Origin of the sequence: Provencibacterium massiliense, assembly GCF_900169495.1 — a bacterium.
In the GTDB taxonomy this organism is placed as follows: domain Bacteria; phylum Bacillota; class Clostridia; order Oscillospirales; family Ruminococcaceae; genus Harryflintia; species Harryflintia acetispora.
Window position 1 is genome coordinate 1 of sequence record NZ_FWCH01000012.1, and the last position, 25,642, is coordinate 25,642.

At 49.6% G+C, this 25,642-nt stretch carries 23 protein-coding genes and 1 pseudogene; 21 read left to right on the forward strand and 3 right to left on the reverse strand.

The genetic code is table 11. From position 1 onward, the window contains the following. Positions 1 to 136: 136 nt before the first annotated feature. The 15 genes and pseudogenes from B5477_RS05070 to B5477_RS05140 all read left to right on the forward strand — a co-directional run bounded on the left by B5477_RS05070 (position 137) and on the right by B5477_RS05140 (position 17,404). Positions 137 to 1,756 (forward strand): recombinase family protein, encoded by a 1,620-nt coding sequence (locus tag B5477_RS05070; protein ID WP_079698706.1) that lies wholly within the window; start codon positions 137 to 139, stop codon positions 1,754 to 1,756. Positions 1,757 to 1,844: 88 nt separating this feature from the next. After that, positions 1,845 to 1,937 (forward strand): annotated as a pseudogene (locus B5477_RS15465) (Maff2 family mobile element protein); the annotation flags it as partial. A gap of 70 nt (positions 1,938 to 2,007) precedes the next feature. Further along, positions 2,008 to 2,871 (forward strand): VirB6/TrbL-like conjugal transfer protein, CD1112 family, encoded by an 864-nt coding sequence (locus tag B5477_RS05080; RefSeq protein ID WP_007860210.1) that lies wholly within the window; start codon positions 2,008 to 2,010, stop codon positions 2,869 to 2,871. A gap of 4 nt (positions 2,872 to 2,875) precedes the next feature. Continuing rightward, entirely contained in the window at positions 2,876 to 3,784 is a 909-nt protein-coding gene (locus B5477_RS05085) for a radical SAM protein (protein ID WP_040415648.1), read from the forward strand. A 1-nt stretch (position 3,785) separates the two neighbouring features. Then, entirely contained in the window at positions 3,786 to 4,178 is a 393-nt protein-coding gene (locus tag B5477_RS05090; protein WP_007860207.1) for a PrgI family protein, read from the forward strand. Beyond that, a complete protein-coding gene (locus tag B5477_RS05095; RefSeq protein ID WP_007860205.1) occupies positions 4,138 to 6,534 on the forward strand; it encodes a VirB4-like conjugal transfer ATPase, CD1110 family in 2,397 nt (798 codons plus the stop codon). The genes B5477_RS05090 and B5477_RS05095 overlap by 41 nt, the downstream gene beginning before the upstream one ends. Further along, positions 6,531 to 7,487: a DNA-methyltransferase gene (locus B5477_RS05100; protein WP_007709580.1), complete on the forward strand. Its 957-nt coding sequence runs from the start codon at positions 6,531 to 6,533 to the stop codon at positions 7,485 to 7,487. The genes B5477_RS05095 and B5477_RS05100 overlap by 4 nt, the downstream gene beginning before the upstream one ends. Positions 7,488 to 7,525: 38 nt before the next feature. Then, on the forward strand, positions 7,526 to 9,451 hold the full coding sequence (locus B5477_RS05105) for a C40 family peptidase (protein ID WP_432432396.1): 1,926 nt from the start codon (positions 7,526 to 7,528) through the stop codon (positions 9,449 to 9,451). Positions 9,452 to 9,472: 21 nt separating this feature from the next. Next, a complete protein-coding gene (locus tag B5477_RS05110; protein ID WP_003508256.1) occupies positions 9,473 to 9,739 on the forward strand; it encodes a DUF4315 family protein in 267 nt (88 codons plus the stop codon). Next, a complete protein-coding gene (locus B5477_RS05115; protein WP_007860202.1) occupies positions 9,729 to 10,469 on the forward strand; it encodes a DUF4366 domain-containing protein in 741 nt (246 codons plus the stop codon). Before B5477_RS05110 ends, B5477_RS05115 begins: the two co-directional genes overlap by 11 nt. Beyond that, positions 10,466 to 12,541 (forward strand): type IA DNA topoisomerase, encoded by a 2,076-nt coding sequence (locus B5477_RS05120; protein ID WP_007860201.1) that lies wholly within the window; start codon positions 10,466 to 10,468, stop codon positions 12,539 to 12,541. The genes B5477_RS05115 and B5477_RS05120 overlap by 4 nt, the downstream gene beginning before the upstream one ends. Next, a complete protein-coding gene (locus B5477_RS05125; RefSeq protein WP_007860200.1) occupies positions 12,538 to 12,906 on the forward strand; it encodes a cysteine-rich VLP domain-containing protein in 369 nt (122 codons plus the stop codon). The genes B5477_RS05120 and B5477_RS05125 overlap by 4 nt, the downstream gene beginning before the upstream one ends. 126 nt (positions 12,907 to 13,032) lie before the next feature. Further along, entirely contained in the window at positions 13,033 to 16,062 is a 3,030-nt protein-coding gene (locus tag B5477_RS05130; RefSeq protein ID WP_007860198.1) for an antirestriction protein ArdA, read from the forward strand. A 4-nt stretch (positions 16,063 to 16,066) separates the two neighbouring features. Further along, entirely contained in the window at positions 16,067 to 16,276 is a 210-nt protein-coding gene (locus tag B5477_RS05135) for a transposon-transfer assisting family protein (RefSeq protein ID WP_007860197.1), read from the forward strand. Between the two features lie 366 nt (positions 16,277 to 16,642). Then, positions 16,643 to 17,404 carry a hypothetical protein gene (locus B5477_RS05140; protein WP_007860195.1) on the forward strand — a complete coding sequence of 254 codons (762 nt, stop codon included), beginning with the start codon at positions 16,643 to 16,645 and terminating at the stop codon, positions 17,402 to 17,404. A 70-nt stretch (positions 17,405 to 17,474) separates the two neighbouring features. Here B5477_RS05140 and B5477_RS05145 read toward each other — a convergent pair whose 3' ends face one another. The 3 genes from B5477_RS05145 to B5477_RS05155 all read right to left on the reverse strand — a co-directional run bounded on the left by B5477_RS05145 (position 17,475) and on the right by B5477_RS05155 (position 20,016). Continuing rightward, on the reverse strand, positions 17,475 to 18,809 hold the full coding sequence (locus tag B5477_RS05145) for a relaxase/mobilization nuclease domain-containing protein (protein ID WP_007860193.1): 1,335 nt from the start codon (positions 18,807 to 18,809) through the stop codon (positions 17,475 to 17,477). After that, positions 18,770 to 19,099 carry a plasmid mobilization protein gene (locus tag B5477_RS05150; RefSeq protein ID WP_002584958.1) on the reverse strand — a complete coding sequence of 110 codons (330 nt, stop codon included), beginning with the start codon at positions 19,097 to 19,099 and terminating at the stop codon, positions 18,770 to 18,772. The genes B5477_RS05145 and B5477_RS05150 overlap by 40 nt, the downstream gene beginning before the upstream one ends. 560 nt (positions 19,100 to 19,659) lie before the next feature. Then, positions 19,660 to 20,016, reverse strand: coding sequence for a helix-turn-helix transcriptional regulator (locus tag B5477_RS05155; RefSeq protein ID WP_002584957.1), 357 nt, complete (start codon positions 20,014 to 20,016; stop codon positions 19,660 to 19,662). A 398-nt stretch (positions 20,017 to 20,414) separates the two neighbouring features. Here B5477_RS05155 and B5477_RS05160 point away from each other — a divergent pair, with 398 nt between their 5' ends. From B5477_RS05160 to B5477_RS05190, 6 genes are all read left to right on the forward strand, one after another. After that, positions 20,415 to 20,600: a cysteine-rich KTR domain-containing protein gene (locus B5477_RS05160; protein ID WP_003431289.1), complete on the forward strand. Its 186-nt coding sequence runs from the start codon at positions 20,415 to 20,417 to the stop codon at positions 20,598 to 20,600. 16 nt (positions 20,601 to 20,616) lie between these two features. Next, positions 20,617 to 21,600: a 23S rRNA (adenine(2503)-C(2))-methyltransferase RlmN gene (gene rlmN, locus B5477_RS05165; RefSeq protein ID WP_002584956.1), complete on the forward strand. Its 984-nt coding sequence runs from the start codon at positions 20,617 to 20,619 to the stop codon at positions 21,598 to 21,600. A gap of 473 nt (positions 21,601 to 22,073) precedes the next feature. Continuing rightward, positions 22,074 to 22,511 carry a sigma-70 family RNA polymerase sigma factor gene (locus tag B5477_RS05170; protein ID WP_002604474.1) on the forward strand — a complete coding sequence of 146 codons (438 nt, stop codon included), beginning with the start codon at positions 22,074 to 22,076 and terminating at the stop codon, positions 22,509 to 22,511. Beyond that, positions 22,495 to 22,737 carry a helix-turn-helix domain-containing protein gene (locus B5477_RS05175; protein ID WP_002604473.1) on the forward strand — a complete coding sequence of 81 codons (243 nt, stop codon included), beginning with the start codon at positions 22,495 to 22,497 and terminating at the stop codon, positions 22,735 to 22,737. Before B5477_RS05170 ends, B5477_RS05175 begins: the two co-directional genes overlap by 17 nt. Positions 22,738 to 22,784: 47 nt before the next feature. Further along, positions 22,785 to 23,471 (forward strand): DUF6870 family protein, encoded by a 687-nt coding sequence (locus tag B5477_RS15300; protein ID WP_205123935.1) that lies wholly within the window; start codon positions 22,785 to 22,787, stop codon positions 23,469 to 23,471. Positions 23,472 to 23,566: 95 nt separating this feature from the next. Beyond that, entirely contained in the window at positions 23,567 to 25,249 is a 1,683-nt protein-coding gene (locus B5477_RS05190; RefSeq protein ID WP_007860184.1) for a recombinase family protein, read from the forward strand. Positions 25,250 to 25,642 lie beyond the last annotated feature (393 nt).

A 25,642-nucleotide genomic window follows, 5' to 3' on the forward strand; every position in this document is an offset into this window, starting at 1 on the left:
TGCTACACAAAAACCGGCGATTTGACAAGCTGTAAAGAAGCAGATTTGACACTTTTGCCGCTATACAACCAGCCCTGTTCCGTGGTACAATGAAACCACGGAATAGTGGGGCTGGCTGTCGGAAACGGAGGATTTTATGTTAAGACAAGCCACCCAAAACCTCATTACCGCCCTTTATCCGAGATTGTCCCATGAGGACGAATTGCAAGGTGAGAGTAATTCCATATCGAACCAAAAAAGGATACTCGAAGCCTTTGCAAAACAGAATGGCTTTACTAACCTGCGCTGGTACACTGACGACGGCTATTCCGGCGCGAACTTTCAAAGGCCCGGTTTTCAAGCCATGCTTGCAGACATTGAAGCCGGGAAAGTGGGTACGGTCATCGTCAAGGACATGAGCCGGTTAGGGCGTAACTACTTGCAGGTAGGGTTTTACACGGAAATGCTGTTCCCTCAAAAGGGTGTGCGTTTTATCGCTGTCAACGACAATGTGGACAGCGCAAACGCCGGCATGGACAACGATTTTACCCCTCTGCGAAATCTGTTCAACGAATGGCTGGTGAGAGATACGAGCAAGAAAATCAAGGCAGTAAAACGAGCAAAAGGCATGAGCGGCAAGCCCGTTACCAGCAAGCCGGTGTATGGCTACCTCATGGACGAGGACGAGAACTATATCGTTGACGAGGAAACCGCGCCGGTAGTCCGGCAGATATACCAGCTTTGCCTTGCCGGGAACGGCCCGACCAAGATTGCCCGTATGCTTACGGAGCAGCAAATCCCCACGCCGGGGACGCTGGAATATCAGCGGACTGGCAGCACACGCCGCTATCACCCCGGCTATGAGTGCAAATGGGCGACAAATACCGTTGTCCACCTGTTGGAAAACCGGGAGTACACCGGCTGTCTGGTAAACTTCCAGACGGCGAAGCCCTCTTACAAGACCAAGCACAGTGTAGAGAACCCCATTGAGAAGCAGGCCATTTTCCCGAACCACCATGAGCCGATTATCGACACGGAAACATGGGAGCGCGTGCAGGAGTTACGCAAGCAGCGCAAACGCCCGAACCGCTATGACGAGGTGGGGCTGTTCTCCGGTATGCTGTTCTGCGCCGACTGCGGCCATGTGATGTACCAGCAGCGGTATCAGAACAAAACCCGCAAGCAGGACTGTTACATCTGCGGCAGCTACAAGAAGCGCACCCGCGACTGTACGGCGCACTTTATCCGCACCGACCTGTTGACCGCCGGTGTCCTCTCCAATCTCCGGCAAGTGACCGAGTATGCCGCCAAGCATGAGAGCCGCTTTGTGAAGCTGCTTATCCAGCAGAACGAGATCGGCGGCAAGAGAAAGACCGCCGCAGCCACCAAGCAGCTTGAACAGGCGCAGGAGCGCATTTCCGAAGTGAGCCGCATTATCAAGCGGCTGTATGAGGACAATGTGAACGGCAAAATCAGCGACGAGCGTTTTATGGAACTGTCGGCAGACTATGAGCAGGAGCAGCGGGAACTGAAAGGCCGCGCCGCCGCTTTGCAGGAGGAACTTTCCAAGTCGCAGGCCGCCACCGTCAACGCGGAAAAGTTTATGGGTATCGTCCGAAAGCACCTTGCCTTTGAGGAATTGACCCCCACCCTCTTGCGGGAGATGATTGAGAAAATCGTCGTGCATGAGTGCAGCTATGACGAGAACGGCACCCGCAGGCAGGACATTGAGATTTATTACAGCTTTGTCGGCAAGATTGACTTGCCCGAAGCCTAACGCCCGACCTATCCGACACAGCCCTAAGTGCCGGATAGGAACGGCAAAATTTTTTACACTTCTATTACTTCTTTATCGCACATCAGTAAAGAGCCAGGGCATGAAGCAGCTCATGGCGGGCGGCGGCGTCGCTTTGATCGGCGGCACCCTTGTTCCCCTGCTTTCTCAACTTTTTGGATAATGCCTAAAACAAATACCACCCGCCGCGCCCTCTCGGAAACGGGAGGGCGCGGGAAAGGAGGGATTAACTTTTGATATGGCAGATGATTGAAGATTGGTTTCGCGGCATTTTGACAGACGGGATTTTATCGAACCTTTCCGGCTTGTTTGACAGCGTAAATACAGAGGTTGGAGAAATCGCAACACAAGTCGGCACGACCCCCGCCGGGTGGAACGCGGGCATATTCAACATGATACGCAGCCTTTCGGAAAACGTCATTGTACCGATTGCGGGCGTTATCATTACCTTTGTCATGTGTTATGAACTAATCCAGCTTGTAATTGAAAAAAACAATCTGCACGATCTCGACACTTGGATTTTCTTCAAATGGATTTTTAAGACCTTTGTTGCGGTGCTGCTGGTAACAAACACTTGGAACATCGTCATGGGAGTTTTCGACGTTACGCAGAGCGTCGTCAATCAGAGCGCGGGGGTTATCATATCCGATACAAGCATAGACGTTACCACCGTCATTACCGACATTGAAGCAAAACTCGACGCTATGAGCGTGGGCGGTCTTTTGGGGTTATGGTTTCAATCCCTCTTTGTAGGGCTTACCATGAAAGCCCTGTCAATCTGCATTATGCTTGTGGTGTATGGGCGCATGATTGAAATATATCTTGTAACGAGCGTTGCCCCTATCCCGATGGCAACAATGGTAAATCACGAATGGGGCAGCATGGGACAGAATTACTTAAAATCTTTGCTTGCGCTTGGTTTTCAGGCGTTTCTGATCTTGGTGTGTGTCGGCATTTATGCGGTGTTGATACAAACAATCGCAGCGACCGACGACATTTCCGGCGCGATCTGGGCTTGCATGGGCTATACCGTCCTCTTGTGCTTTACGCTTTTCAAAACGGGAAGCCTTGCAAAGAGCGTCTTTTCGGCACATTAAGGGGGTGAGTTATGATTTGAAAATCGGTTTAATCGACGTTGACAGCCATAATTTCCCCAACCTCTGCTTGATGAAGCTATCCGCGTATCATAAAGCAAAGGGGCATACGGTGGAATGGTGGAACGCAAAGGGGCGGTACGACCTTGTATATAAAAGCCGCGTCTTTACGGACACCTATTCCAAAGACACGATAACCGTTACCAACGCGGAACAAGTTATTTTCGGCGGTACGGGCTACGACACGAAAAACCGCTTGCCGCCGGAAGTGGAACACAGTTACCCGGATTATTCTATCTACCCGCAGTTTTTCGGGATTGCCTACGGCTTTTTAAGCCGGGGTTGTCCGAGAAATTGCGGGTTTTGCATTGTCAGCAGTAAAGAGGGACGCAAAAGTGTTAAGGTTGCGGATTTGTCCGAGTTTTGGAAATGGCAGCCGGAAATAAAAATCATGGACGCTAATCTGCTTGCCTGTCCCGACCATGAAAATCTCATTGAGCAGCTTATACGAAGCCGCGCATGGGTGGATTTTTCGCAAGGGCTGGATATTCGCCTTGTGAACAGGGATAATGTCAGCCTGTTAAATCGGGTACGGATAAAAGCGGTACATTTTGCATGGGATAATCCCGACGAGGACTTAACCGGGTATTTCCAACGTTTTTTGGATTTGACCGCCATTAAGAGCAGCCGCCAGCGGCGCGTGTATGTTCTTACCAACTACGGCAGCACTCACGAACAGGATTTATACCGCGTGAACACCTTGCGGGCTATGGGCTTTGACCCGTATGTGATGATTTACGAGCGTCCAACCGCCCCGCCTGTTACCCGCCATTTGCAACGGTGGGTAAATAACAAACGGCTTTTCTATGCTGTCCCCCGTTTTGAAGATTACATTCCGGGCAGAAAGGAGGTTTGAAATGGCGTATGTAACCGTCCCAAAGGACTTAACAAAAATCAAAAGCAAGGTAATGTTCAACCTTACGAAACGACAGCTAATTTGTTTCAGCGCGGCGGTAGCAATCGGACTGCCGCTGTTCTTTTTGGTAAAAGACAGCGTTGGAACAACCACAGCGGCATTGTGCATGGTGCTTGCCATGCTGCCTATGTTTTTGCTTGCCATGTACGAGAAAAACGGGCAACCGCTGGAAGTGATTATTCGGCAATTTGTGGAAGTGAAGTTTCTTCGCCCCAAAGAGCGACCTTATCAGACCAACAATTTTTATGCCGCCCTTGCGCGGCAAGAGCAATTAGATAAGGAGGTACGGGCGATTGTCAAAGGAAAAGAAAAACACCCAAAACGAAAAGCGTAAACTTTCCCGACAGGAAAGAAAACAGATAGATACCCTTATCCGACAGGCAAAGGGCGACGGGAAGCCCCATACGGCGCAGGACAGCATACCGTTTGAGCGAATGTATAAGGACGGGATTTGCCGCCTTGCAAACGGGCGGTATTCCAAGTGCATTGAGTTTGAGGACATCAACTATCAGCTTGCGCAGCCGGACGACAAAACCGCCATTTTTGAAGCCCTTTGCGATATGTATAACTCGTTCGACGCTTCTATCAGCGTGCAGCTTTCCCTAATCAGCCGCCATGCGAACAAGGACGATTTCAAGAACAGTATCACGATTGCGCCGCAGAATGATGACTTCGACAGTATCAGAGCAGAATACACCGAAATGCTTAGGACGCAGCTTGAACGCGGAAACAACGGGCTTATCAAGACCAAGTTTCTCACCTTTACCGTTGAAGCAAAGGACATTAGATCGGCGCGGGCGCGTCTTGCCCGCATTGAAACGGACACCCTCAACCATTTTAAGGTGATCGGCGCGGCGGCGCGGGTATTGGACGGGAAACAGCGTCTTGAAGTGCTGCATGGGATTTTCCACCCGGACGGGGAACGCTTTAACTTTGCGTGGGAACGGCTACCCGCAAGCGGTCTTTCTGTCAAAGACTTTATCGCCCCGTCCTCTTTCCGATTTGGCGACGGGCGAATGTTTCAAATGGGCGGCAAGTTTGGTGCGGTTTCCTTTTTGCAGATCGTCGCGCCGGAACTTTCCGACCGTATGCTTGCTGACTTCATGGACGCGGAAAACGGGATTATCGTCAATCTGCACATTCAGAGTATCGACCACAACGAAGCAATCAAGACGATTAAGCGCAAGATCACCGACCTTGACCGCATGAAGATTGAAGAACAAAAGAAAGCAATCCGCAGCGGTTATGACATGGATATTATTCCGTCCGACCTTGCCACCTACGGCGGGGAAGCAAAAAACCTACTCCGCGATTTGCAGAGCCGCAACGAAAGAATGTTTCTGCTTACGCTGCTTGTCTTAAACCTTGCAGATACCAAGCAGAAATTGGATAACGAAGTGTTCGGGGCGGCGGCAATCGCACAGAAATACAACTGCATTTTGACCCGCCTTGACTACCGGCAGGAACAGGGGCTTATGTCCTCTATCCCGTTGGGGGAAAACCTTATCCATATCCAGCGCGGCTTGACGACCAGCAGCACCGCCGTTTTCGTTCCCTTTACGGTGCAAGAGCTGTTCCAAAGCGGCGAAGCATTGTATTACGGCTTAAATGCCCTTTCCAACAACATGATTTTGTGCGACCGAAAGAAGCTGAAAAACCCCAACGGCTTGATACTCGGCACACCGGGCAGCGGCAAAAGTTTTTCTGCAAAACGTGAAATCACAAACGCTTTTCTTATCACGTCCGACGACATTATCATTTGCGACCCCGAAGCCGAATATTACCCCCTTGTCGGACGTTTGAAAGGACAGGTTATCAAGGTTTCGCAGAACAGCACGCAGTACATTAACCCTATGGATATTAACCTCAATTACAGCGAGGGCGACACGCCCATAGCCTTAAAGAGCGATTTTATCCTTTCCTTTTGTGAGTTGATTATGGGAGGTAAAAACGGGCTGGAAGCTGTCGAAAAGACCTTGATTGACCGCGCTGTTATCAGCGTGTACCGCAACTACCTTGCCGACCCGAAGCCCGAAAATATGCCGATTTTGGGCGACCTCTACGACGAGATCAAGAAGCAGCCGGAAAAGGAAGCGCAGCGTATCGCGGCGGCATTGGAACTCTATGTAAACGGCAGCTTGAACATTTTTAACCACAGGACAAACGTTGACATTCATAACCGCCTTGTCTGCTTTGATATTAAGGAACTCGGTACGCAGCTTAAAAAAGTCGGTATGCTTATCGTCCAAGACCAAGTATGGAACAGAGTAACGGTAAACCGCAGCGAGGGCAAGGCGACGCGGTATTACATCGACGAGTTTCATTTGCTGCTCAAAGAGGAACAGACCGCAGCATACAGCGTCGAGATTTGGAAGCGTTTTAGGAAGTGGGGCGGTATTCCGACAGGTATCACCCAAAACGTGAAAGATTTGTTGTCGTCCCGCGAGGTGGAGAACATCTTTGAAAACAGTGATTTTGTGTATATGCTCAACCAAGCCCAGGGCGACCGGGAAATCCTTGCCAAGCAGCTTAACATTTCACAGCAGCAAATGACCTATGTAACCCATTCCGAAGCGGGCGAGGGACTTATCTTCTATGGCAACGTGATTTTGCCCTTTATTGACCGTTTCCCAAAAGATACGGAACTCTACCGCGTGATGACGACCAAGCCCGGCGAGGTGTCAGCATGAAGATAGAAACGGATAAAATCTATTGCGGCGACAGCTTGCAGGTGCTTCAAACCTTGCCGGATAACTGTATGGATTGTTGCGTAACGTCCCCGCCCTACTATGCTTTGCGCGATTACGGCACAGACGGGCAGATCGGACGGGAAGCAACGCCGGAGGAATATGTTTCCCGCATTACAGCGGTTTTCCATGAGGTAAAGCGGGTGCTTACGCCGGAGGGTACTTGTTGGCTGAATATCGCGGACACTTATTGCGGCACAGGCAGCAAAGCCGACCACCAAGACCCGAAATATCCCAAAGGCAGGAACGGGCAGCAAGTGGCGGTAAACCACCGCGCCCCCGGCTGCAAGCCGAAAGACCTAATCGGTATTCCGTGGCTTGTAGCCCTTGCCTTGCGGGGCGACGGTTGGTATTTGCGCAGTTCTATCATTTGGCACAAGGGAAACGCCATGCCGGAAAGCACGCGGGACAGACCGACGCGCTGCTATGAATATGTGTTTCTGCTTACCAAGTCGAAGAAATATTACTACGATTGGCAAGCAGTAGCCGAGCCGATAGCCCCCACAACGGCGGTACGGCTGAAAAGCGGAGTTGGGAAAGGCAACAAATATGCCGCTACCGTTCCGGGGCAAAACCAGCCGCAGAAAATCAACCGTCCCCGCAGGAAAGGCGCATACACCGACGAAATGATTTCCCCCGTCCGCAGCCGCCGCAACGTTTGGCAGATCAACACAGCTTCCTATCGCGGCGGGCATTTTGCAGCGTTCCCGCCCAAACTTGCGGAAACGTGCATTTTGGCGGGCTGTCCTGTCGGCGGGATTGTGCTTGACCCGTTTTTAGGCAGCGGCACGACCGCAGCGGCGGCAAAAAGCCTTTCCCGCCGCTATGTGGGTATAGAGATCAACCCCGAATACTGCACCCTTGCAAAACAGCGTATTGGAGGTGATGAACATTGAGCAAGGAATTAAAAGCCCCCGACAAGGTAACGCAGAAAATGACCCGCGACGGGGCGGTTGCGGAAAACCTTACGACGGGCGAAACAACGAGTATCAGCGAAAGACCGCCGGAGGAAAACTATTCAGCCCCCGTAGCGGGAGCAGCGGAAAAAGCCACCCAACGTATTGGCACAGAGGTTAGCCGCCACTTTGAAAAGGGCGCGGAGAAAAAGACCCTTGACGCAGCACAGCTTAAAACCCATACGTCCCGCTTGCAGTTTTCCGAAGCGGAACGGGCAACGCCGGACCTGCAAAAGGCAATCAAAAAATCCGATACGGCGGCTGACCGTTTAGACAAAGCGCGGGCAGCTATCCCCAAACAGACCAAAATCACAAAAGAGCGCGTTTTTGACGAAGCCAAAGGCAAAGCAAAGACGCGCCTTGCTTTTGAAAAAACGGATAAGCCCCCAAACGGCAAGTTGCGTCATAACCCGTTATCCCGTCCGGCGCAGGAATTGGACGCCGCCGTACATGGAAAAATCTATGAGGTGGAGAAAGAAAACGTCGGTGTGGAAAGCGGACACAGGATAGAACTTGTGGGCGAGAAAGCGGGCGGCATGACGACGCGGGCAGTAAAACGCGGCATACGCAGCCATAAGCTGAAACCTTACCGGGCGGCGGCAGCAGCCGAGAAAAAGGCAGCAAAGGCAAACGCCGATTTCCTCTACCAAAAGGCGCTGCATGATAACCCCGCCCTTGCGCACTCCAACCCGATTTCCCGTTTTTGGCAAAAACAGCGCATTAAAAAGCAGTATGCAAAGGCGTTGAAAACGGGCGGCAAGGTGAAAAAGACCGCCGAAGCCACCGCAAAGGCGGCGAAGAAAACGGCGCAGGAAACCAAACGGGCGACGTTCTTTGTCGTCCGGCATTGGAAAGGCTGCTTGATTGTGGGCGGGATTGCCTTTATCGTGCTTCTGTTTTTCGGCGGCTTGTCCTCTTGTTCCCTGTTCGGCGGCAACAGCGGCAGCGGCTTGATTGCGTCGTCCTATCTCTCCGAGGACGCGGATATTACAGGCGCAGAAAGCGCGTATGTCGCTATGGAAGCCGAGTTACAGGATATGCTGGATAACATCGAAAGCGAATACCCCGGCTATGACGAATACCGGGTAACGGCTGACGAGATCGAGCATGACCCGTATGTGCTAATCTCTATCCTCTCCGCTTGGCATGAGGGCGTGTTTACTCTCGATGAAGCGCAAAGCACCCTTGAAATGCTCTTTGATAAACAGTATATCTTGACGGTTACGGAGGAAGTCGAGGTACGCTACCGCACCGAAACGCGGACGGACAGCGAGGGCAACGAATACGACGTTGAAGTAGCCTATAACTATTACATTCTCAATGTGGATTTGGAAAACTTCAACCTCTCCCATGTTCCCGTTTACATTATGGGCGAGGAACAGCTATCCATGTACGCTATGTATATGTCGTCGCTTGGGAACAGACCCGACCTTTTCCCGCAATCCGGCTATATTTCAAAATACTATGAAAACCCGCCAGCGGATTATGAAATCCCGCCCGCCTATCTGGAAGATGAACAGTTTGCGCGGCTCATTGAGGAAGCGGAAAAGTATGTCGGTTTTCCTTATGTGTGGGGCGGCAGCAGCCCGGAAACCTCTTTTGATTGCAGCGGTTTTGTTAGCTATGTGCTGACGAACAGCGGCTTATACAATACGGGCAGACTTGGGGCGCAGGGGCTTTACAACATTTCAACCCGCGTTTCCAACCCGCAGCCGGGGGATTTGGTTTTCTTTACGGGTACATATGACACACCGGGGGTATCTCATGTGGGTATCTACGTTGGCGAGGACGGGGACGGAAGCCCCGTCATGCTGCATTGTGGCGACCCGATACAATACGCAAAACTTGATACAAGCTATTGGCAATCCCATTTTTACGCCTATGGGCGGCTACATTACAACTGACTTTGAAAGGAGTTTATTTCTATGGCAAACACGAAACTTGACCGTATCGAACGGGATATTGAGAAAACGAGGGCGAAAATCCTTGAATACCAAAAAAGGCTGAAAGACCTTGAAGCGCAGAAAATCGAGGAAGAAAACGCGCAGATCGTTCAAATGGTGAAAGCGGTACACCTCGACGGGGCGCAGCTTGCCGCGTTCCTCTCCGCTTACGCCAGCGGCGAAATTGCCTTGCCGCAGCCGGACGCAGACTATACCGACGAACAGGAGGAAACCGAAGATGAAGCATAAAAAACTGTTTCGCAGCGTTACAGCTTTGCTTGCCGCCCTTGTACTCATGGGCGGCTTTTCTGTTACCGCTTTTGCGGGCGGCGGTGATGTGAGCGACGAGCCGCCTACCCCCGTAACCGAAACCGAGCCGGAAGAAACGACGGGCGGCTATGAGCCGCAGCCCTTAACGCCGGAGGGCAACATGAGCCTTGTGGACGACATAACGGGCGAAGCGTCCGGCGATAAACAATTTATTACCGTCGTTACGAAAAACGGAAACTATTTTTACATCATCATTGACCGCGCCGAGGACGGAGAAAACACCGTCCATTTCCTCAATCAAGTTGATGAAAAAGACCTTTTGCAGCTTATGGAGGACGAACAGACCGAAACCCCCGCTTGTAGCTGTACTGAAAAATGCGTTGCCGGAAGCGTCAACACCGATTGCCCCGTTTGCAGCGTCAACATGAGCGAGTGCGCGGGCAAGGAAGCCGAGCCGGAGCCGGAAGAAACCGAGCAGCCGGAGCCGGAGGAAGATAAAGGCGGCGGCATGGGCGGTGCTATTCTGCTTGTCGTGCTGCTTGTTGCCGCAGCGGGCGGCGGCGCGTTCTACTACTTTAAGATTTTGAAGTCCAAAAAGGACGCGGCGAAAGGCAGCAACAACCTTGACGACCTTGATTTTGACGAGGACGACGAGGAAACGGAAGAAGTCGAAACCGAACAGACCGAGCAGGAGGACGAAAATCTATGAAATTGGTAATTGCAGAAAAACCGAGCGTCGGGGCGGCGATTGCCGCCGTTATTGGCGCAAATGAAAAGTGCAGCGGATATTATGAGGGCGGCGGCTACCTTGTGTCGTGGTGTGTCGGGCATTTGATTAGCCTTGCAGACGCGGCGACCTACAACGAGCAGTACCGTAAATGGAAGTACGACGATCTCCCCATTGTCCCGCAGGAGTGGCGGTTTATCGTTGCCAGCGGCAAGGAGCAGCAGTTTTCTATTCTCAAAGACCTTATGCACCGCAGCGACGTTACCGAGATTGTCAATGCGTGCGACAGCGGGCGCGAGGGAGAACTCATTTTCCGTTTTGTCTATGACCAGGCGAATTGCAAAAAGCCCTTTTCCCGCCTTTGGATTAGCAGCATGGAAGAAAGCGCAATCCGCGAGGGCTTTTCAAACCTCAAAGACGGGCGCGGTTATGACAACCTGTATCAATCCGCGCTTTGCAGAGCAAAGGCCGATTGGCTCATTGGCATTAACGCGACCCGCCTTTTCTCTATCCTCTACCATAAAACATTGAATGTCGGCAGAGTGCAAACGCCCACCCTTGCAATGCTGGTAAACCGCGACTATGCAATCAGCAGCTTTAAGAAAGAGAAATATCATGTCGTCCGGCTGGACGTTGGCGGCGTTGCCGCCCTTTCCGAAAGGCAGGACGACGAAGCGGCGGCGCGGCAGATGAAAGCGGCTTGCGAGAAATCGCAGGCCGTTTGCACTTCTCTTAAAAAAGAGAAAAAGACCGCAGCCCCGCCGAAACTGTTTGACCTTACTTCTTTGCAGCGGGAAGCAAACCGCCTATTTGGATTTACGGCGAAACAGACCCTTGACTATGCGCAAGCCCTCTATGAAAAACGGCTTTTGACCTATCCCCGCACCGACAGTAAATATATCACTTCCGATATGGAGGGCAGCACAAAGGAACTCATTACCGGGCTTTGTTCGCTGCTTCCCTTTATGCGGGACGTGAAGCTGCAAGCAGACCTTACAAGGGTTTGCGACAACAGCAAAGTAACCGACCACCACGCTATTTTGCCGACAGCCGAGTTTTTGAAAACGGGCTTTTCTTCCCTTACCGACAGCGAAACAAAACTTATGACCCTTGTATGCGCGAAGCTGCTTTGCGCCGCAGCCGCGCCCTATGAATATGAAGCGGTTACGGCGGTTATCTCTTGCGGCGGTTATACCTTTACCGCAAAGGGAAAGACGACGCTTTGCGAGGGGTGGCGTGAGATTGAAAAGCTGTCCCGCGCCGCGTCCGAGGAACAGGACGAGGACGCAGAGCCGGAAACCGTTTTGCCGCCGCTTGCCGAGGGGCAGACCTTTGACAATCCGGCAGCGGAGATCTCCGAGTGTTACACGCAGCCCCCGAAAGCATATACCGAAGATACGCTTCTGTCCGCTATGGAGAACGCGGGCAAGGAAGAAACGCCGGAGGACGCAGAGCGCAAAGGGTTAGGCACTACCGCAACGCGGGCGGGTATCATTGAAAAACTCATTAGTGCGGGCTTTGCCGAGCGCAAGGGCAAAAAGCTAATCCCCACAAAGGACGGGTATAACCTTGCCGCTATCCTGCCCGAAGTCCTTACGTCCCCGCAGCTTACGGCAGAATGGGAAACCCGCCTTACCGGGATTGCCAAAGGCAGCGACAGCCCGGACGATTTCATGCGCAGCATTGAGGAAATGACAGCGGGGCTTGTCAAAACCTATTCCGCGATTTCCGAAGATAAAGCGAAGCTGTTTACCCCGCAGCGGGAAGCAATCGGCACTTGCCCCCGTTGCGGCGCGACGGTTTACGAGGGCAAGAAAAACTACTACTGTTCCGACAGGGCTTGCAGCTTTGTCATGTGGAAAAATGACTTGTTCTTTCAGCAGCGCAAAAAGACTTTCACAAAGGCGATTGCCGCCGCCCTTTTGAAAGACGGAAAGGTAAAAATCAAGGGTATGTACTCCACCAAAACGGGAAAGACCTTTGACGGGGTTGTGCTGCTTGCCGACACAGGCGGCAAGTATGTAAACTTCCGCGTCGAGCAGAACCGAAAATGATTAGGCTTGATGAAAAGCAGTATCGAGCCGTTAAGAAAATGACCCGCGCCGCGTGCGCCAACAACGATTGCGGGAACTGTCTGCTATTGGACGACGGGGAAACTTGCGTGTGTGTGCAGAGTATCAGCTATTCGCTGTTATGCCGTTATTTCCGCGAAGCGGTTTTACCCGCAGACAGGCAGCTTTGCGAACAGATCACCCGCAGCGGGGAAACCGATTTGAAGCGTTGCGCGGTATGCGGCAGCACGTTTGCGGCGGGCAGCAATCGGGCGAAATACTGTCCCGATTGTGCGGCAAAGATACGCCGCAGGCAGAAAGCGGAAAGTGAGAGAAACAGGCGTTTACGGATAAAAACAACTACATAGCAAGCACAGCAAACGAGTACCCGTTTGCGAGAAATGCCCGCGCTGCTCTTGGAACGGCGCGGGCATTTTGCTTGTTGGGATAGTCCCAAACCCTTATATGACCGAGAAAGGACGTGATGAAACAATATGCCGTACACCTCATACGACCATGACAAATTAGAAGCCGCCGAAACCATGCGGATAGAACGCCGGATATATTTTGAAGCAAAGGACGGAGATATTGCCCCTTATGCTTCCTTGCCGATTGCGCAGCTACTTTCCATGCGCAGCGAAAGCGCGGCGGCAGAACAGGCGATTTTTGACAGCTTAAAGGAGCAAGCCGCCGCATGGGAAGAACAGGCGGGGAAAACGCTTTTGCTGGATAAAGCACTTGAATATGTGAGAACGCCGCACGTCCAGCACACCGCTAATGAGTGGCAGAAAAATGAATATGACCGATATACCCGCAGCAACCGGGTATATCAGATGAATTACTACATTTACGAGAATACCCGCTATGACAAAGAAGCGCAGAAATCTATCCCGTATTCATGGACGCTTACATGGAGCGTGCGCACCAACAGCCCAAGCAGAACCCAAGCGAAGATTGCCGGACAAGATAGAAAGGTTTTCACCGATAAGGCGGCTATGGAAAAGTATCTGAATGGGCGTATCAAAGCGTATGACCGCTTGTTTACGGAAATCTCCCCGCCTATCCCGCAGGAGTACGCCGACTATTTCAAAGTAAACGGTATGCTCATGCCGGACTACACCATAGAGGGCGAAGAACCCCCGCAGCAGCAACAGGCGGCAGCTATCCCCGAAAATACCGGGCAGGAAAAGGAGCGTGAACACATGAGCGAACAGTTTTCTATTATGATAGGCAACCGCAGCCGCTTTGAAGCGGGCGACCCAAGCGGCTATTGGCTGGATATGCCTGCCACAAAGGAGCAGTTACACGAAGCTATGCGGAACGTAGGCATTACCGCAGACAACCCGCAGGATTTTTCCATTCGCGGCTATTCCGACGACCCGGAGAAACATATTGCTTTGCCTTATGAAATGGTATGCGCCGCCGACGTGGACGAACTCAATTTTCTTGCGGCGCAGCTCGAACAGCTTGACCCCGCCGAGGTTGGCAAGCTGAACGCAGCTTTGCAGCAGAAAAACGGGCTTGCAAATATCGGACAGGTAATTGACTTCACCTACAACGTGGATTTTTACGTCCATATCCCCGAAGTACATACCTACCGCGATTTGGGCGACTATTACTTATATCAATCCGGCATGGTACAAATGCCCGAAGAATGGAAAGGCGGCATTGACCTTACTACTTTCGGCAGGAACGCCGCCGCGCAGGAAAAAGGCGCGTTTACCGAATACGGCTATATCGTGGAAAGCGGCGACGAGTGGGAACGGCAGTTTGAGGGGCGCGAAGTGCCGGAGGAATACCGCATTATGAGTTACCCGCAGCGGTCGCGCGGCGAACAGGACAAAGCCTATATGGACGCAGCCGAAACGCAGCAAGCAGCCGTACAGGCCGCAGAGCCGCAGCAGCCCCGCCCCGTCGTCCCCATTATCCTTACTTCCGAAAAGCCCGCCGAAAAGGTAAAGGAGATCACCGCCCGTTTGGAACAGGGCGTACAAGCGATTTTTGACAGCGACCGCTACAAAGAGTTTCTAACCGCTATGTCGAAGTTCCATGATTATAGTTTGAATAACACTATCCTAATTGCTATGCAGGGCGGCAATTTAGTAATGGGCTTCCGTCAATGGGAAAAGGAGTTTGACCGCCATGTAAAGAAAGGCGAGAAAGGCATTAAAATCTTTGCCCCCGCACCCTACAAGGTGAAAAAGCTGGTTGATAAAATCGACCCCGAAACGAGAAAGCCCATGCTTGACCGCGAGGGAAAAGTGGTAAAGGAAGAAACGGAAATCACCGTCCCCGCCTTTAAGGTTATAACCGTCTTTGATATTTCGCAGACCGAGGGCAAGGAGTTTCCCGACCTTTCCGTTAAACCGCTGCTTGCCGATGTGGAGCAGTACGAGGATTTTTTCGCCGCCCTTGAAAAAGCGTCCCCCGTCCCGATTACTTTTGAACAGATTACAAACGGCGCAAACGGGTATTTCAGTCTAACCGACAAGCGCATTGCAATCAAAGAGGGCGTGAGTGAATTACAGGCGGTAAAGACCGCCATTCACGAAATCGCCCATGCGAAGCTGCACGACGTGGACTTGAACGCCCCGCCGGAAGAACAAAACCGCGTTGACCGCCATACCCGCGAGGTAGAAGCGGAAAGCGTCGCTTACACCGTCTGCCAGCACTTTGGGCTTGATACGTCCGATTATTCTTTCGGCTATGTGGCGGGTTGGAGCAGCGGCAAGGAAATGACCGAGTTAAAAGCGTCCCTTGAAACGATACAGGCCACCGCAAAGGAACTCATTACCGAGATTGAGGGGCATTTTACCGAGTTGCAGCAGCAACGGCAAGCCGAGCAGGAACAGCAAACCCCCGTATTTGACAAGCTGCCGCCCGAACAGCAGCAAGCCTTGTCCGACACCGTAAAAAACACCTTGCAAATGCTGGTTGACGCAGATAAGCGGATTTATGGCGACGTTACAGGCAAGACCCTTGAAGCAATCGCGGCGCAAGGATATTCCTACAAGGACGGGCAGCTTGAAAAGCAGCAGCCGGAAGCGACCCCCGAAAGCCTTTTGACGGGTGAAACCGTTAGAACGCCGAGGGGCAATTTTCATATTACCGATATGAGCCGGGAACAGATCGAAGCGTCGGGCTTTGGTTTTCACCATGCGTCGGAGGACGGGAAGTATCTCATTATGGGGAACGGCACACAGGCTTACGCCATAGCCGCCGAGCAGCCGCAGCGGGATAATCCCTTAAAGCACGTCGAGGACACCATAGAGCAGAACGACAACAATTTTGACGGGATTATCAATAACACGCCGCAAACGCCCACCGTCGCAGATTTGGAGCAGCGGGCAAAGGCGGGCGAAGCAATTTCCGTTACCGACCTTGCGAAAGCGGTAAAAGCCGAGAAACGGGAGCAGCCGCAGAAAAAGCCCTCTATTCTGAAAAAGCTGGACGAGTATAAGAAACAGGCGGCGCAGCAGCCGAAAGATAAACAGAAAGAGCATAAAAAGGATTTGGAGGTTTGATAGCATGAATATCTGCTTTACCATAGAGGAAGAAAACATTGTTGCGATCTACGCCGAGGACAGCCGAGAAACAACGCTTGAAAATATCCTTGCCGCCATGCCCTACATGGACGAGGATATGCGTCAGCTTGCCGCCGCAACGGTAAACAAGCTGCAAGCCATGACGGACAGCGAGTTTTCTGAACGGGAGTTTATCTTGACCGACGAGGAATAGTCCATAGAAAACAGGGGCGCGGTTGCCGATTTCCGGCGCCGCGCCCCTGTTCTTTTTTGTCCTTGCGTGGACAATTAGAAAGCCGTTTTTGCGGGTTTGAATATAAAGTATCGTCTACGCCGTTTCCCCGCGCTGGAAGCCGCAGAAATACAGGCGTTTTCAGCCCTTAACATTCCACTTGTTACCCTTGCTTTTCTAAATTAACCGAGCAACAATTTTGAATTTGCATGGGTGATAGTAAAACCCATTTTCTTTAATCCATGTCTTTTCATATTTCTTGGTAGAATGAAACAGTTGGATATGGTATAATAAAAAAGCACATTGTGCTTTTTAGAACTCTAAATTCAATAAATGAGGTGCAAAGGAATGAGGAAACTTCTATGTGCCATTTCGATGGCAGCTTTATTGGTAAGTATGACGGCCTGCAATTCATCGCAGGATAATTTTACGCCTGATTATGAATCGGCGATAGGGGCAATTTTTATAAACAATGAGCAAGAGTTGCCGGAAAATACAAAGGTCTATGCGGATTTTGCAGATAATAGCTACTCATTTGATTTGGACGCTGCTTGCGTATATTATTTCTCTGCCAGTGCAGATGTTGCTTATGCTGGAGATCAGAACTTTACCAGTATGACGTTTGGGGCAAACTTGGACAATGATTCCGTGGGTGCTGAAGGCGCGATAGCATATCTTCCGCAAGAGGAATCCGAAAACTCTGTTACAGCTTACTATCTGTATCATGATGAAGAAGGGGTATATTTTGATACAGAAACTTATTTTGACCGCATGGAAATCACTGATCAATGTGCCATGACAGGAATTGATTATTCCTGCCAAGTTACATTTGAAATTCAACAACCGACAACATCTTTTTCCATGATATATTATGATGAAAACCATTCGGAAATCTCCAAAACAGATTACACCCCAGAGGAAGTTACTGACTATCAAACCTTTGAATTAGGGAGTGAAGTTGGTTCGGTGGAAATCATTTGTTATGACGCTAATGGTTCAGAATTAGAAACAATGACAATTACTCCGGATAATCCCAGTACGGTGATTTGTTTTGATGATGGAGGGCAGATTCTTGCCAGCCGGTATCTCCGCTTTACTTGGGAAAAGTAATCTTGAGTTATCAAGCAGTACCAGTAAGGACAGCCGAGTAAATCGACTGTCCTTTTTATTTATGTTTGGTTTATCGCTCCTGCTCCCGCGCCTTGCTTTGGGACGGGTAAAGAATACTATCGACGTTCTTTTTGACAATGCCGTACTCCTGCATTTGCTTTTTCGCTTGGCGGTAATCCTCATACAATTTGCTTTTCCTGTCGTTTAAGCTGCTATACTCCTTGCGCAGCGCGGCGAGATCGGGCAGCTTCTTTATCTGCATTTCCCGGAGTGCCTTTGCCGCAGCTTCAAACAGGATAATTTCGCTTTCATGCCCCCGCAGATACTTTTCCTTGTCCCGCGACTTCTTGTATTCCTCGTAAATCGGTTTTAACTGTCGGTATGTGGTGGTGTGCTTGATAAGCAGCGACAAATCAGACATACGCTGTTCTACCTCTTTAACCGCCCTTGCCGCCGCGTCATGGGCGGTCATAATATCCGCAATTTTGCTTTCAAGGTCGCTGTAATACTCAATCTTGTTTTCGGTTAGGAAGTTCATGCTTTTAGCAGCCTGTTTCAGATTATGGATTTTCGCCCACCGTTCATAGCCCGCCGACTGTTGGGCTTTGATACTGTTTTCAAGATCGACGACAAGCCGGATTTTCTTATCTTCCCGCAGCGTTTTTGTTTTGGCAACATACACGCCCTTGATACGCTCCTTTATCGCTTCTTCCGTATAGGCCGCGCCGAGCGTCTTTGTGCGGGTAAACCGTTCCTGTCCGGCAGCGCGAAAGGAAATGTATTTGCCCTGTTTGATTTCATACCCCATTTCCTGCAAGCGGCGCAGCAGTTCGTCAAAATCTTTCACTTGGGGAATGAGAGTATCTATCGCCGTTTTCAGCTTTGCTTTGTAGCTTGTCCCTTGCTTTTCGGCGGTGTATTCTGCATAGCTTTTTCCCTTGTCCTGTCCCGGTACGACGACGGATAGCCCATGCTCTTTACATATCCTGTCGCTGGTGCGCCGGATAAAGTGATAGCTTTGCTTGTTGGAATGGTACTTTTTGTAGTCAACGAAGCTAACCGCGTTGAAAATCAAGTGATTATGCAGATGGTCTTTATCGACGTGAGTTGTCAAAACAAACTCATACTTGCCGCCTAATACCGCCCCGGCAAGTTCCATGCCGATTTTGTGCGCTTCTTCCGGTGTGGTTTCTCCCACCGCAAAGGATTGTATCAAGTGCCGCCCTAAATGTGTGCCGCGATCTCCGGCAGCTTCCCGCGTCCATGCAAACTCAATATCGGCGGTTTCCAGCCCGCAGCCGAAAGAGGACGCAAGCAGCTTCCCGTCTGTCTTTTCGGGATTTAAGATATAGTCTATCGCAGCCTTTAAGGTTGATTTAATAGGGTGCGTCTTTGTAACCGCCATATCTCGTCCACCGCCTTTTTAATGTCCTCTATATCCTGCCTGTAAACCGTCCCCGTCGCATTGGCGCGTTTTGCAATTTGGTTGATGTTCCGGCTCACCGCTTGCAGTTCCCGGATATATGCTTTTGTGTCGCTTCGGTCAACGACAAGAATATACCCGTCTATCGCCATTTTACGGAAGTATGCCCCATACTGCTTTATGGGAAGCTGCTTCATCTTCTCGTCGATCAGCCGCTTTTCTTCTTCCGTAACGTAAAACTTCATCTGTATATTTCTCTTTCGGTTTTCCATTTCCGCACCGCCTTTCGGTATAAGGGTTTGGGATTATCCCAACAAGCATTTTCCGCAAACGGGTACTCGTTTGCTGTGCTTGCTATCTACTCCATACCCCCACCGAAAGGCGGTATTTGTTGCGCGTTCCTTTGATTTTGGACGCAAAAAAAGATTGCAGCCGCCATGCGCTGCAATCTCCCGATTCATATAAGAACCACAAGCTATGCTTGTGGGCGAATCTAGCACGAGCGTTGAACCGAAAAAGAAAGCATGCCCATTTTAACGAAAGGGACATCAGACAACAAAGAAGAGCATAAAACCAGCGATAGCTGAACCGGCAGTAAATATCCGAGAATGTATGGTCCTTTGGTATAGAGTTTAGTAGATACAAGGGTTAGCCTGCGGCAAAGGACAAATAGAAACAAGGTCGCAGTAGAAGAAGAAACTAAAAAGCAACGCCAAGTGCGGTTGGCGTTGCTCATTACGCACCTTTAGGTGCTGCTGGAATAATGGCCCTTATAGGGCCGTTCTGCAAACCCCACGTTCAACGTGGGGTTATGATTTCTCATATTGTGAGGTTAATCCTCTGCTTTTTCGACTTCCGTTATCTCCCTTGCTGTTGCGGTTACAATCCGTATGCCTTTATCGCTCATACCGTCCAGCAGCGCGTCAAGCTGCCGCCGCCCGGTGGATTTCTCCGCATTGCTGTTCGGGAAGAAAAATTGATCTACCGAAATATGATACCGGGTTACAAGGTCATAGAATACCTGTAAACTCGGCTGTTGTCCCTTGTTCTCGATATTCGCAAGGTAGCGCGGGGAAATATATAACTCGTCGCTTACCTTTTTGCGGCTCTCGCCGTATTCATTTCTCGCGGCTTTTATAGCTGCCCCGAAAGCCTTAAAGTCGTACAATGGTACGGGTCTTTTTGCCATTTTCATTCACCCTGTTACATTTTACAGTTCACCTTTCTTTTTGGATATGTCCACACAATTCATATCATTAGGTTAAATACTTCCTGTTGTGTATTGACAGTAGACTGATTTTCTGATAAAATAAAATTTATGTAAAAGGAGGCGGCGTTTATGTTGCATAGCATGCGTATTAGATAAGCATTGAAAAAAAGGATTTTCCCATTTTCAACATGGGCTTTTTTGTCATGCTTATTTTGCGGATGCTATACAAAAAACTAACGACGTATAGATATAGTATAGACATAGTGCAAGCTATGCCTTAGTTTTGTTGTACTGCTCTGTGCATTATAAATGCAGGTCAATGCTCATGTTGAGGATTGACCTGCATTTTTTTGTGTAAAAAGGACGAGTGAAATATAATGCTTAAAAAATATTGGATAAAATGTCCGATTTGTAACGGAAAGACGAGAGTTCAAGTATTTCATAATACTGTATTAAAAGATTTTCCTCTTTTCTGCCCTAAATGCAAATTGACGCATATCATTGATGTAGAAAAATTAGAGATTGTAATCAAAAATACAGAAAAACAAACTTTTATTATTTAGAAGAAAGGATATAAAAATGAAACGTTTACCTAAATATACGCCTGCGGAAGTACGGAATGATCCATACGGATTTACTTACAAAGAAATGTCGGAAGTTATTGGCGAGAATGAAGCAAAAGCCTTATATGAAGAATTATATAAGCAATTACCACGCAAAAAAAATCTATCAATGTTGGTAAAAAATATTTGCAAAAGCAGTGATACTGAAAAGTATGTTTACGAACTGAAAGACAACAAATACATTGAAACGGTTTTTATCAAGCGGCGAGATGGTGGAACTGTTTGCGTGAGCACACAAGTCGGTTGTCCTGTTGGTTGTATTTTTTGTGAGTCCGGGCGAAATGGCTTTGTTCGTAATCTAACATCGTCAGAAATCGTACAACAGATTATATTGTTGCGTCGAAAAGTAAACCGTATCGTTTTTATGGGTATGGGAGAGCCTTTATTCAATTATGACAACTTGATAAAAGCAATCCATATTCTCCGAGATAGATATGGGCTCAACTTTCCAACCGACGGCATTACCATATCAACAGTTGGTCCGGTCGATCAATTAAAAAAATTGCGCGAGGAACATCTTAAAATTCAGTTGACAATATCTTTACACGCAGCAACACAATCTGCAAGAAATCGTATTATTCCTCACATGCGCATATATGCTATTGAAGATGTTGTTAAGCAAGCCTTATCCTATTCTGAAAGGCATAATCGCAAAATTGTCTTTGCGTATTTGCTTTTACCGGGTATAAATGACCGGCCCTCAGATGTAAGACAACTTGCAAAATGGTTTCGGGGCAAAAAAGTTATGATTAACGTGTTACAATACAACCCAACAAGCAATTCAAGAATTAAAGCACCACAGAAACGGGAAATAGTTGCATTCAAACATCAATTAGAGCAAGCAGGACTTGAAGTTACTATGAGAGTTTCTCATGGCAGAGAGATTAACGCGGCTTGTGGACAGTTAGCTAACACATATAATAAATTCAAAAAAAAATGATTAAAAGTGCCAGACGCATAGACGCAGAGCCGATAACGCATTAGGTCAAAAAACCTATGTGTTATCGGCTTTTTTATTTAATATTGCGCAAAAGCCGCTGTTCCCTATTATAGAATGGATTGCGGGTAGTGTATTAAAGTCGCCCTTTTTTAAGGATACGGCGGTATCGGGGAGGTATCGCCGTGTCCATTTTTATTTACTGTAACCCGCCTAATGCTTTGCGGTCAAAAAAAGCTATGCTCCGCAAGCGGGATATTCCGGCTATGAATGTGAACTGTCAATACATTTAGCTACTGCTTACATTTCCTTTGCGCCCGTCCGCGTCTTGCGGACGGGCGCATTTTGCTTTTTTCAACTTTTTTCTGAAAAGCGCACTCAAGAGCCATCTCCCGAACGGGTACGGAGCGAAAGGGGCAGAGAGGACAAGCCCTTAACTCCCGTCCTCTACTCCACGCGGGAAGGAGGTGAACTCTATGGAGCTATCTTCTTCCGACAAGGAAAGAATACAACATCAGTACGACGCATTAGCAAAGAAAACTTTGGTCGGCGAAGCGAAAAGCCACCGCCGCACTCTTGCGAAACGCGCAGCACGCGAAGTTACTTTTTCGGATTTGAGCGAAAGCGAACTCGCGCAGCTTTTCACAACGGACGAATACGAAAGCGATTATTTCCGTTTTCAAGTGTCCGGCTTTGATGTACTCGTCAAAAATGAACTGCTTGCCGAAGCCCTTAACGCTTTGCCCGAAAGGAAACGCGACATTATCCTTTTGTCCTACTTCTTGGATATGAGCGACGCGGAAATTGGCGAACTGCTGAATGTTGTACGCACGACGGTTTTCCGGCACAGGAAATCCGCGCTTGCGAAAATCAAACAGTATTTGGAGGGAAAAGCAGATGATGAATACCGTTAGGAAATCTGAAAATCTGTTGCCGTTCCCTGTCATTTCCGCAGCGGCAAACGGCGACACAACCGCCATGTGCGCGATCTTGAAGCATTACGAGGGTTACATAGCGAAACTTTGTACCCGCACGCTGAAAGACGACGCGGGCAATACCTATTCCTATGTGGACGAGGAAATGCGTAACAGGCTGCAAGTGCGCCTTATTACCCGCACCCTTGCTTTTCATGTAGGATAATCTTTTAGCCCATGCGGGGAGCGTGTCCCCTTTCCACGATTCCCGTTATGGGCTATTTGTCGTTCCGCAAAAGCATATCCGCTGTTGATGTGCTTTTGCAGGCCGACAAAGCCTATTGTAACTTGACAAAGAAAGCGACCTTTGGTGCGCAGCATAACAGGCAACGGGTACATTCCGTCTGTATCGAGCCAGTCGGCGGGTACGCCATGACAGCTTTTCCCCTACGGGGAAAAGTCGAGCGACAACTACCGCGCCGTAAAACAGGTTTAGCAGCTTGTGGGCGACGACATACAAGGCGGCACAATGATACTCCCGCGTTGAACACCCTCAAAGTATTGCGCGGCGCACCCATAAGCATGGGCCGGGGTGAAACTCCCGTGAGGTTGCAGCTAACAACCGCCCGTTTCAGCCTTATTTCTCATATCGTACAAGCCGGAGCGCATATTCTGTACTATGCCGCTAACCGGGAGGGAAAGAAGATGATTACCAAGTTACAACTTCAACAAATGAGAAATGTTGATATTACACAGGTTGACCGCAGCACTTTGGTTGATATTCGTAATATCCATATTGACAGTTCTTTGCCAGCAGCAAAGAAAATGCAAAGCTACTTTGAGCAGATTGTAAATCCATACTGTTTTCTTTGTGGTGATACACCCGTAAGAATACGGTTTGTCGCAGAGGATAGAACGCTAAAGCAATCATTGTGTGATTACTTTTTAAGTCTGAAATAACCGCCGACTTTCCCTAACTCTACGGGTAAAGACCTTGTGATTACGGGGCGAAAATGGTATAATTAACTCGTAATTATAGGGGGAAAGGAGGTATAATGCCCCGCATACGCAAAGACAAAATGGCACGCAGTTATGCAGAGCCGTTTTGGAAAATTGGGCTATACATTCGACTATCCAGAGAGGACGACAACGAGGACGAAAGCGAGAGTGTTATCAACCAAGAAAAGATACTCCGCGACTTTGTAGACAGCTATTTTGAGCCGGGAACCTATGTGATTGTAGACGTGTTTGCCGACGACGGATTGACAGGCACCGACACAGCGCGACCAAACTTCAAACGGCTTGAGGGCTGCATTGTCCGCAAAGAAGTAAACTGCATGATTATCAAATCCCTTGCACGCGGTTTCCGCAACCTTGCCGATCAACAAAAGTTTTTGGAGGAGTTCATACCCATTCACGGCGCAAGGTTTATTTGCACAGGCACGCCATTTATTGACACTTACGCTAACCCCCATTCTGCAAGCGGTCTTGAAGTACCTATTAGGGGAATGTTCAATGAGCAGTTTGCCGCGACCACTTCCGAAGAAATCCGCAAAACATTCAAGATGAAACGGGAGCGCGGCGAGTTCATAGGCGCGTTTGCCCCTTATGGCTACAAGAAAGACCCAAACGACAAAAACAGCTTGATTGTAGATGAAGAAGCAGCGGAAGTTGTCAAAAGCATTTACCATTGGTTTGTCAATGAGGGGTACAGTAAAATGGGGATTGCAAAGCGGCTTAACCAAATGGGAGAGCCGAACCCCGAAGCCTATAAGAAGAAAAAAGGCTTTAAGTATAACAACCCTAATTCCGACAAAAACGATGGTTTGTGGTCTGCCAGCACGATTGCAAGGATATTGCAAAATGAAGTTTATACGGGCGTAATGGTGCAAGGCCGTAACCGCGTAATAAGCTACAAAGTACACAAGCAGATCAACGTCCCCGAAGAAGAATGGTTTGTCGTCCCCAACACACACGAAGCGATTATTGACAGGGAAACATTCGAGAAAGCGCAAGCCCTACATAAGCGCGACACAAGGACAGCCCCCGGCAAACAGGAAGTCTATCTCATGTCCGGCTTTGTCCGTTGCGCGGATTGCAAAAAGGCCATGCGGCGCAAAACCGCCCGTGATATTGCCTACTACTCTTGCCGTAGCTACACCGATAAGAAGATTTGCAGCAAACATTCTATCCGGCAAGACAAGTTGGAAAACGCGGTATTGGCAGCGTTGCAAATGCAAATTGCCCTTGTAGATCGGCTTGCAGAAGAAATTGAACGGATTAACAACGCGCCTGTTATCAACCGGGAAAGCAAGAGATTATCCCATTCCTTGAAACAGGCAGAAAAGCAGCTAAAACAGTACAATGACGCTTCCGACAGCTTGTACCTTGATTGGAAAAGCGGTGAGATTACCAAAGAGGAATATCGCCGCTTGAAAGGCAAGATTGCAGAACAGATACAACAGCTTGAAGCGAACATCTCCTATCTGAAAGAGGAAATGCAGGTAATGGCTGATGGTATCGGAACCGACGACCCGTATCTAACCGCCTTTCTGAAATACAAAAACATTCAGAGCCTTAACCGCGGGATTATGGTTGAACTCGTAAAAGCGGTTTGGGTGCATGAGAACGGGGAAATAACGGTTGACTTCAATTTTGCCGACGAGTACCAGCGAATTATTGATTACATTGAGAATAACCACAACGTTATCCGAGTGATTGAGAACAAGGCAATCTAACGGCTTGCCTACTCAACACAAAGGAAAATCTAATGTTGTGCATAAATACACGGCTCTACTGGGGCGACCGGGCCCACGGGAGCTACTGGTTCTGCTGGCGCCACCGGCGCGACCGGTGCCACGGGCGCCGCTGGCGCGATCGGCGCCACCGGGGTGACGGGAGCCACCGGCCCCACTGGGGCGACTGGTTCTGCCGGCGCCACTGGCGCGACCGGCGCAACCGGGGCCACAGGTGCCGCTGGAGCCGCTGGTGCGACCGGTGCCACAGGTGCGACCGGCGAAGCGGAGACCTTGAGCGTGCGCTACACCTCGACCGCCGACCCGGGGGTGCCCGCCCAGGTAATCGACACCACCGGCGGGCCGAACCATGTGCTTGACTTTGTCATTCCCCGC

Excerpts from the sequence above, each read along its gene's own strand:
- B5477_RS05140 (WP_007860195.1), top strand. The coding sequence starts at position 16,643 with ATGAGGAAACTTCTATGTGCCATTTCGATGGCAGCTTTATTGGTAAGT.
- B5477_RS05145 (WP_007860193.1), bottom strand. The coding sequence starts at position 18,809 with ATGGCGGTTACAAAGACGCACCCTATTAAATCAACCTTAAAGGCTGCG.
- B5477_RS05100 (WP_007709580.1), top strand. The coding sequence starts at position 6,531 with ATGAAGATAGAAACGGATAAAATCTATTGCGGCGACAGCTTGCAGGTG.
- B5477_RS05090 (WP_007860207.1), top strand. The coding sequence starts at position 3,786 with ATGGCGTATGTAACCGTCCCAAAGGACTTAACAAAAATCAAAAGCAAG.
- B5477_RS15300 (WP_205123935.1), top strand. The coding sequence starts at position 22,785 with ATGGGCTATTTGTCGTTCCGCAAAAGCATATCCGCTGTTGATGTGCTT.
- B5477_RS05120 (WP_007860201.1), top strand. The coding sequence starts at position 10,466 with ATGAAATTGGTAATTGCAGAAAAACCGAGCGTCGGGGCGGCGATTGCC.
- B5477_RS05175 (WP_002604473.1), top strand. The coding sequence starts at position 22,495 with ATGATGAATACCGTTAGGAAATCTGAAAATCTGTTGCCGTTCCCTGTC.
- B5477_RS05160 (WP_003431289.1), top strand. The coding sequence starts at position 20,415 with ATGCTTAAAAAATATTGGATAAAATGTCCGATTTGTAACGGAAAGACG.
- B5477_RS05105 (WP_432432396.1), top strand. The coding sequence starts at position 7,526 with ATGACCCGCGACGGGGCGGTTGCGGAAAACCTTACGACGGGCGAAACA.
- B5477_RS05170 (WP_002604474.1), top strand. The coding sequence starts at position 22,074 with ATGGAGCTATCTTCTTCCGACAAGGAAAGAATACAACATCAGTACGAC.
- rlmN (WP_002584956.1), top strand. The coding sequence starts at position 20,617 with ATGAAACGTTTACCTAAATATACGCCTGCGGAAGTACGGAATGATCCA.
- B5477_RS05150 (WP_002584958.1), bottom strand. The coding sequence starts at position 19,099 with ATGGAAAACCGAAAGAGAAATATACAGATGAAGTTTTACGTTACGGAA.
- B5477_RS05130 (WP_007860198.1), top strand. The coding sequence starts at position 13,033 with ATGCCGTACACCTCATACGACCATGACAAATTAGAAGCCGCCGAAACC.
- B5477_RS05115 (WP_007860202.1), top strand. The coding sequence starts at position 9,729 with ATGAAGCATAAAAAACTGTTTCGCAGCGTTACAGCTTTGCTTGCCGCC.
- B5477_RS05135 (WP_007860197.1), top strand. The coding sequence starts at position 16,067 with ATGAATATCTGCTTTACCATAGAGGAAGAAAACATTGTTGCGATCTAC.
- B5477_RS05110 (WP_003508256.1), top strand. The coding sequence starts at position 9,473 with ATGGCAAACACGAAACTTGACCGTATCGAACGGGATATTGAGAAAACG.
- B5477_RS05155 (WP_002584957.1), bottom strand. The coding sequence starts at position 20,016 with ATGGCAAAAAGACCCGTACCATTGTACGACTTTAAGGCTTTCGGGGCA.
- B5477_RS05190 (WP_007860184.1), top strand. The coding sequence starts at position 23,567 with ATGCCCCGCATACGCAAAGACAAAATGGCACGCAGTTATGCAGAGCCG.
- B5477_RS05070 (WP_079698706.1), top strand. The coding sequence starts at position 137 with ATGTTAAGACAAGCCACCCAAAACCTCATTACCGCCCTTTATCCGAGA.
- B5477_RS05125 (WP_007860200.1), top strand. The coding sequence starts at position 12,538 with ATGATTAGGCTTGATGAAAAGCAGTATCGAGCCGTTAAGAAAATGACC.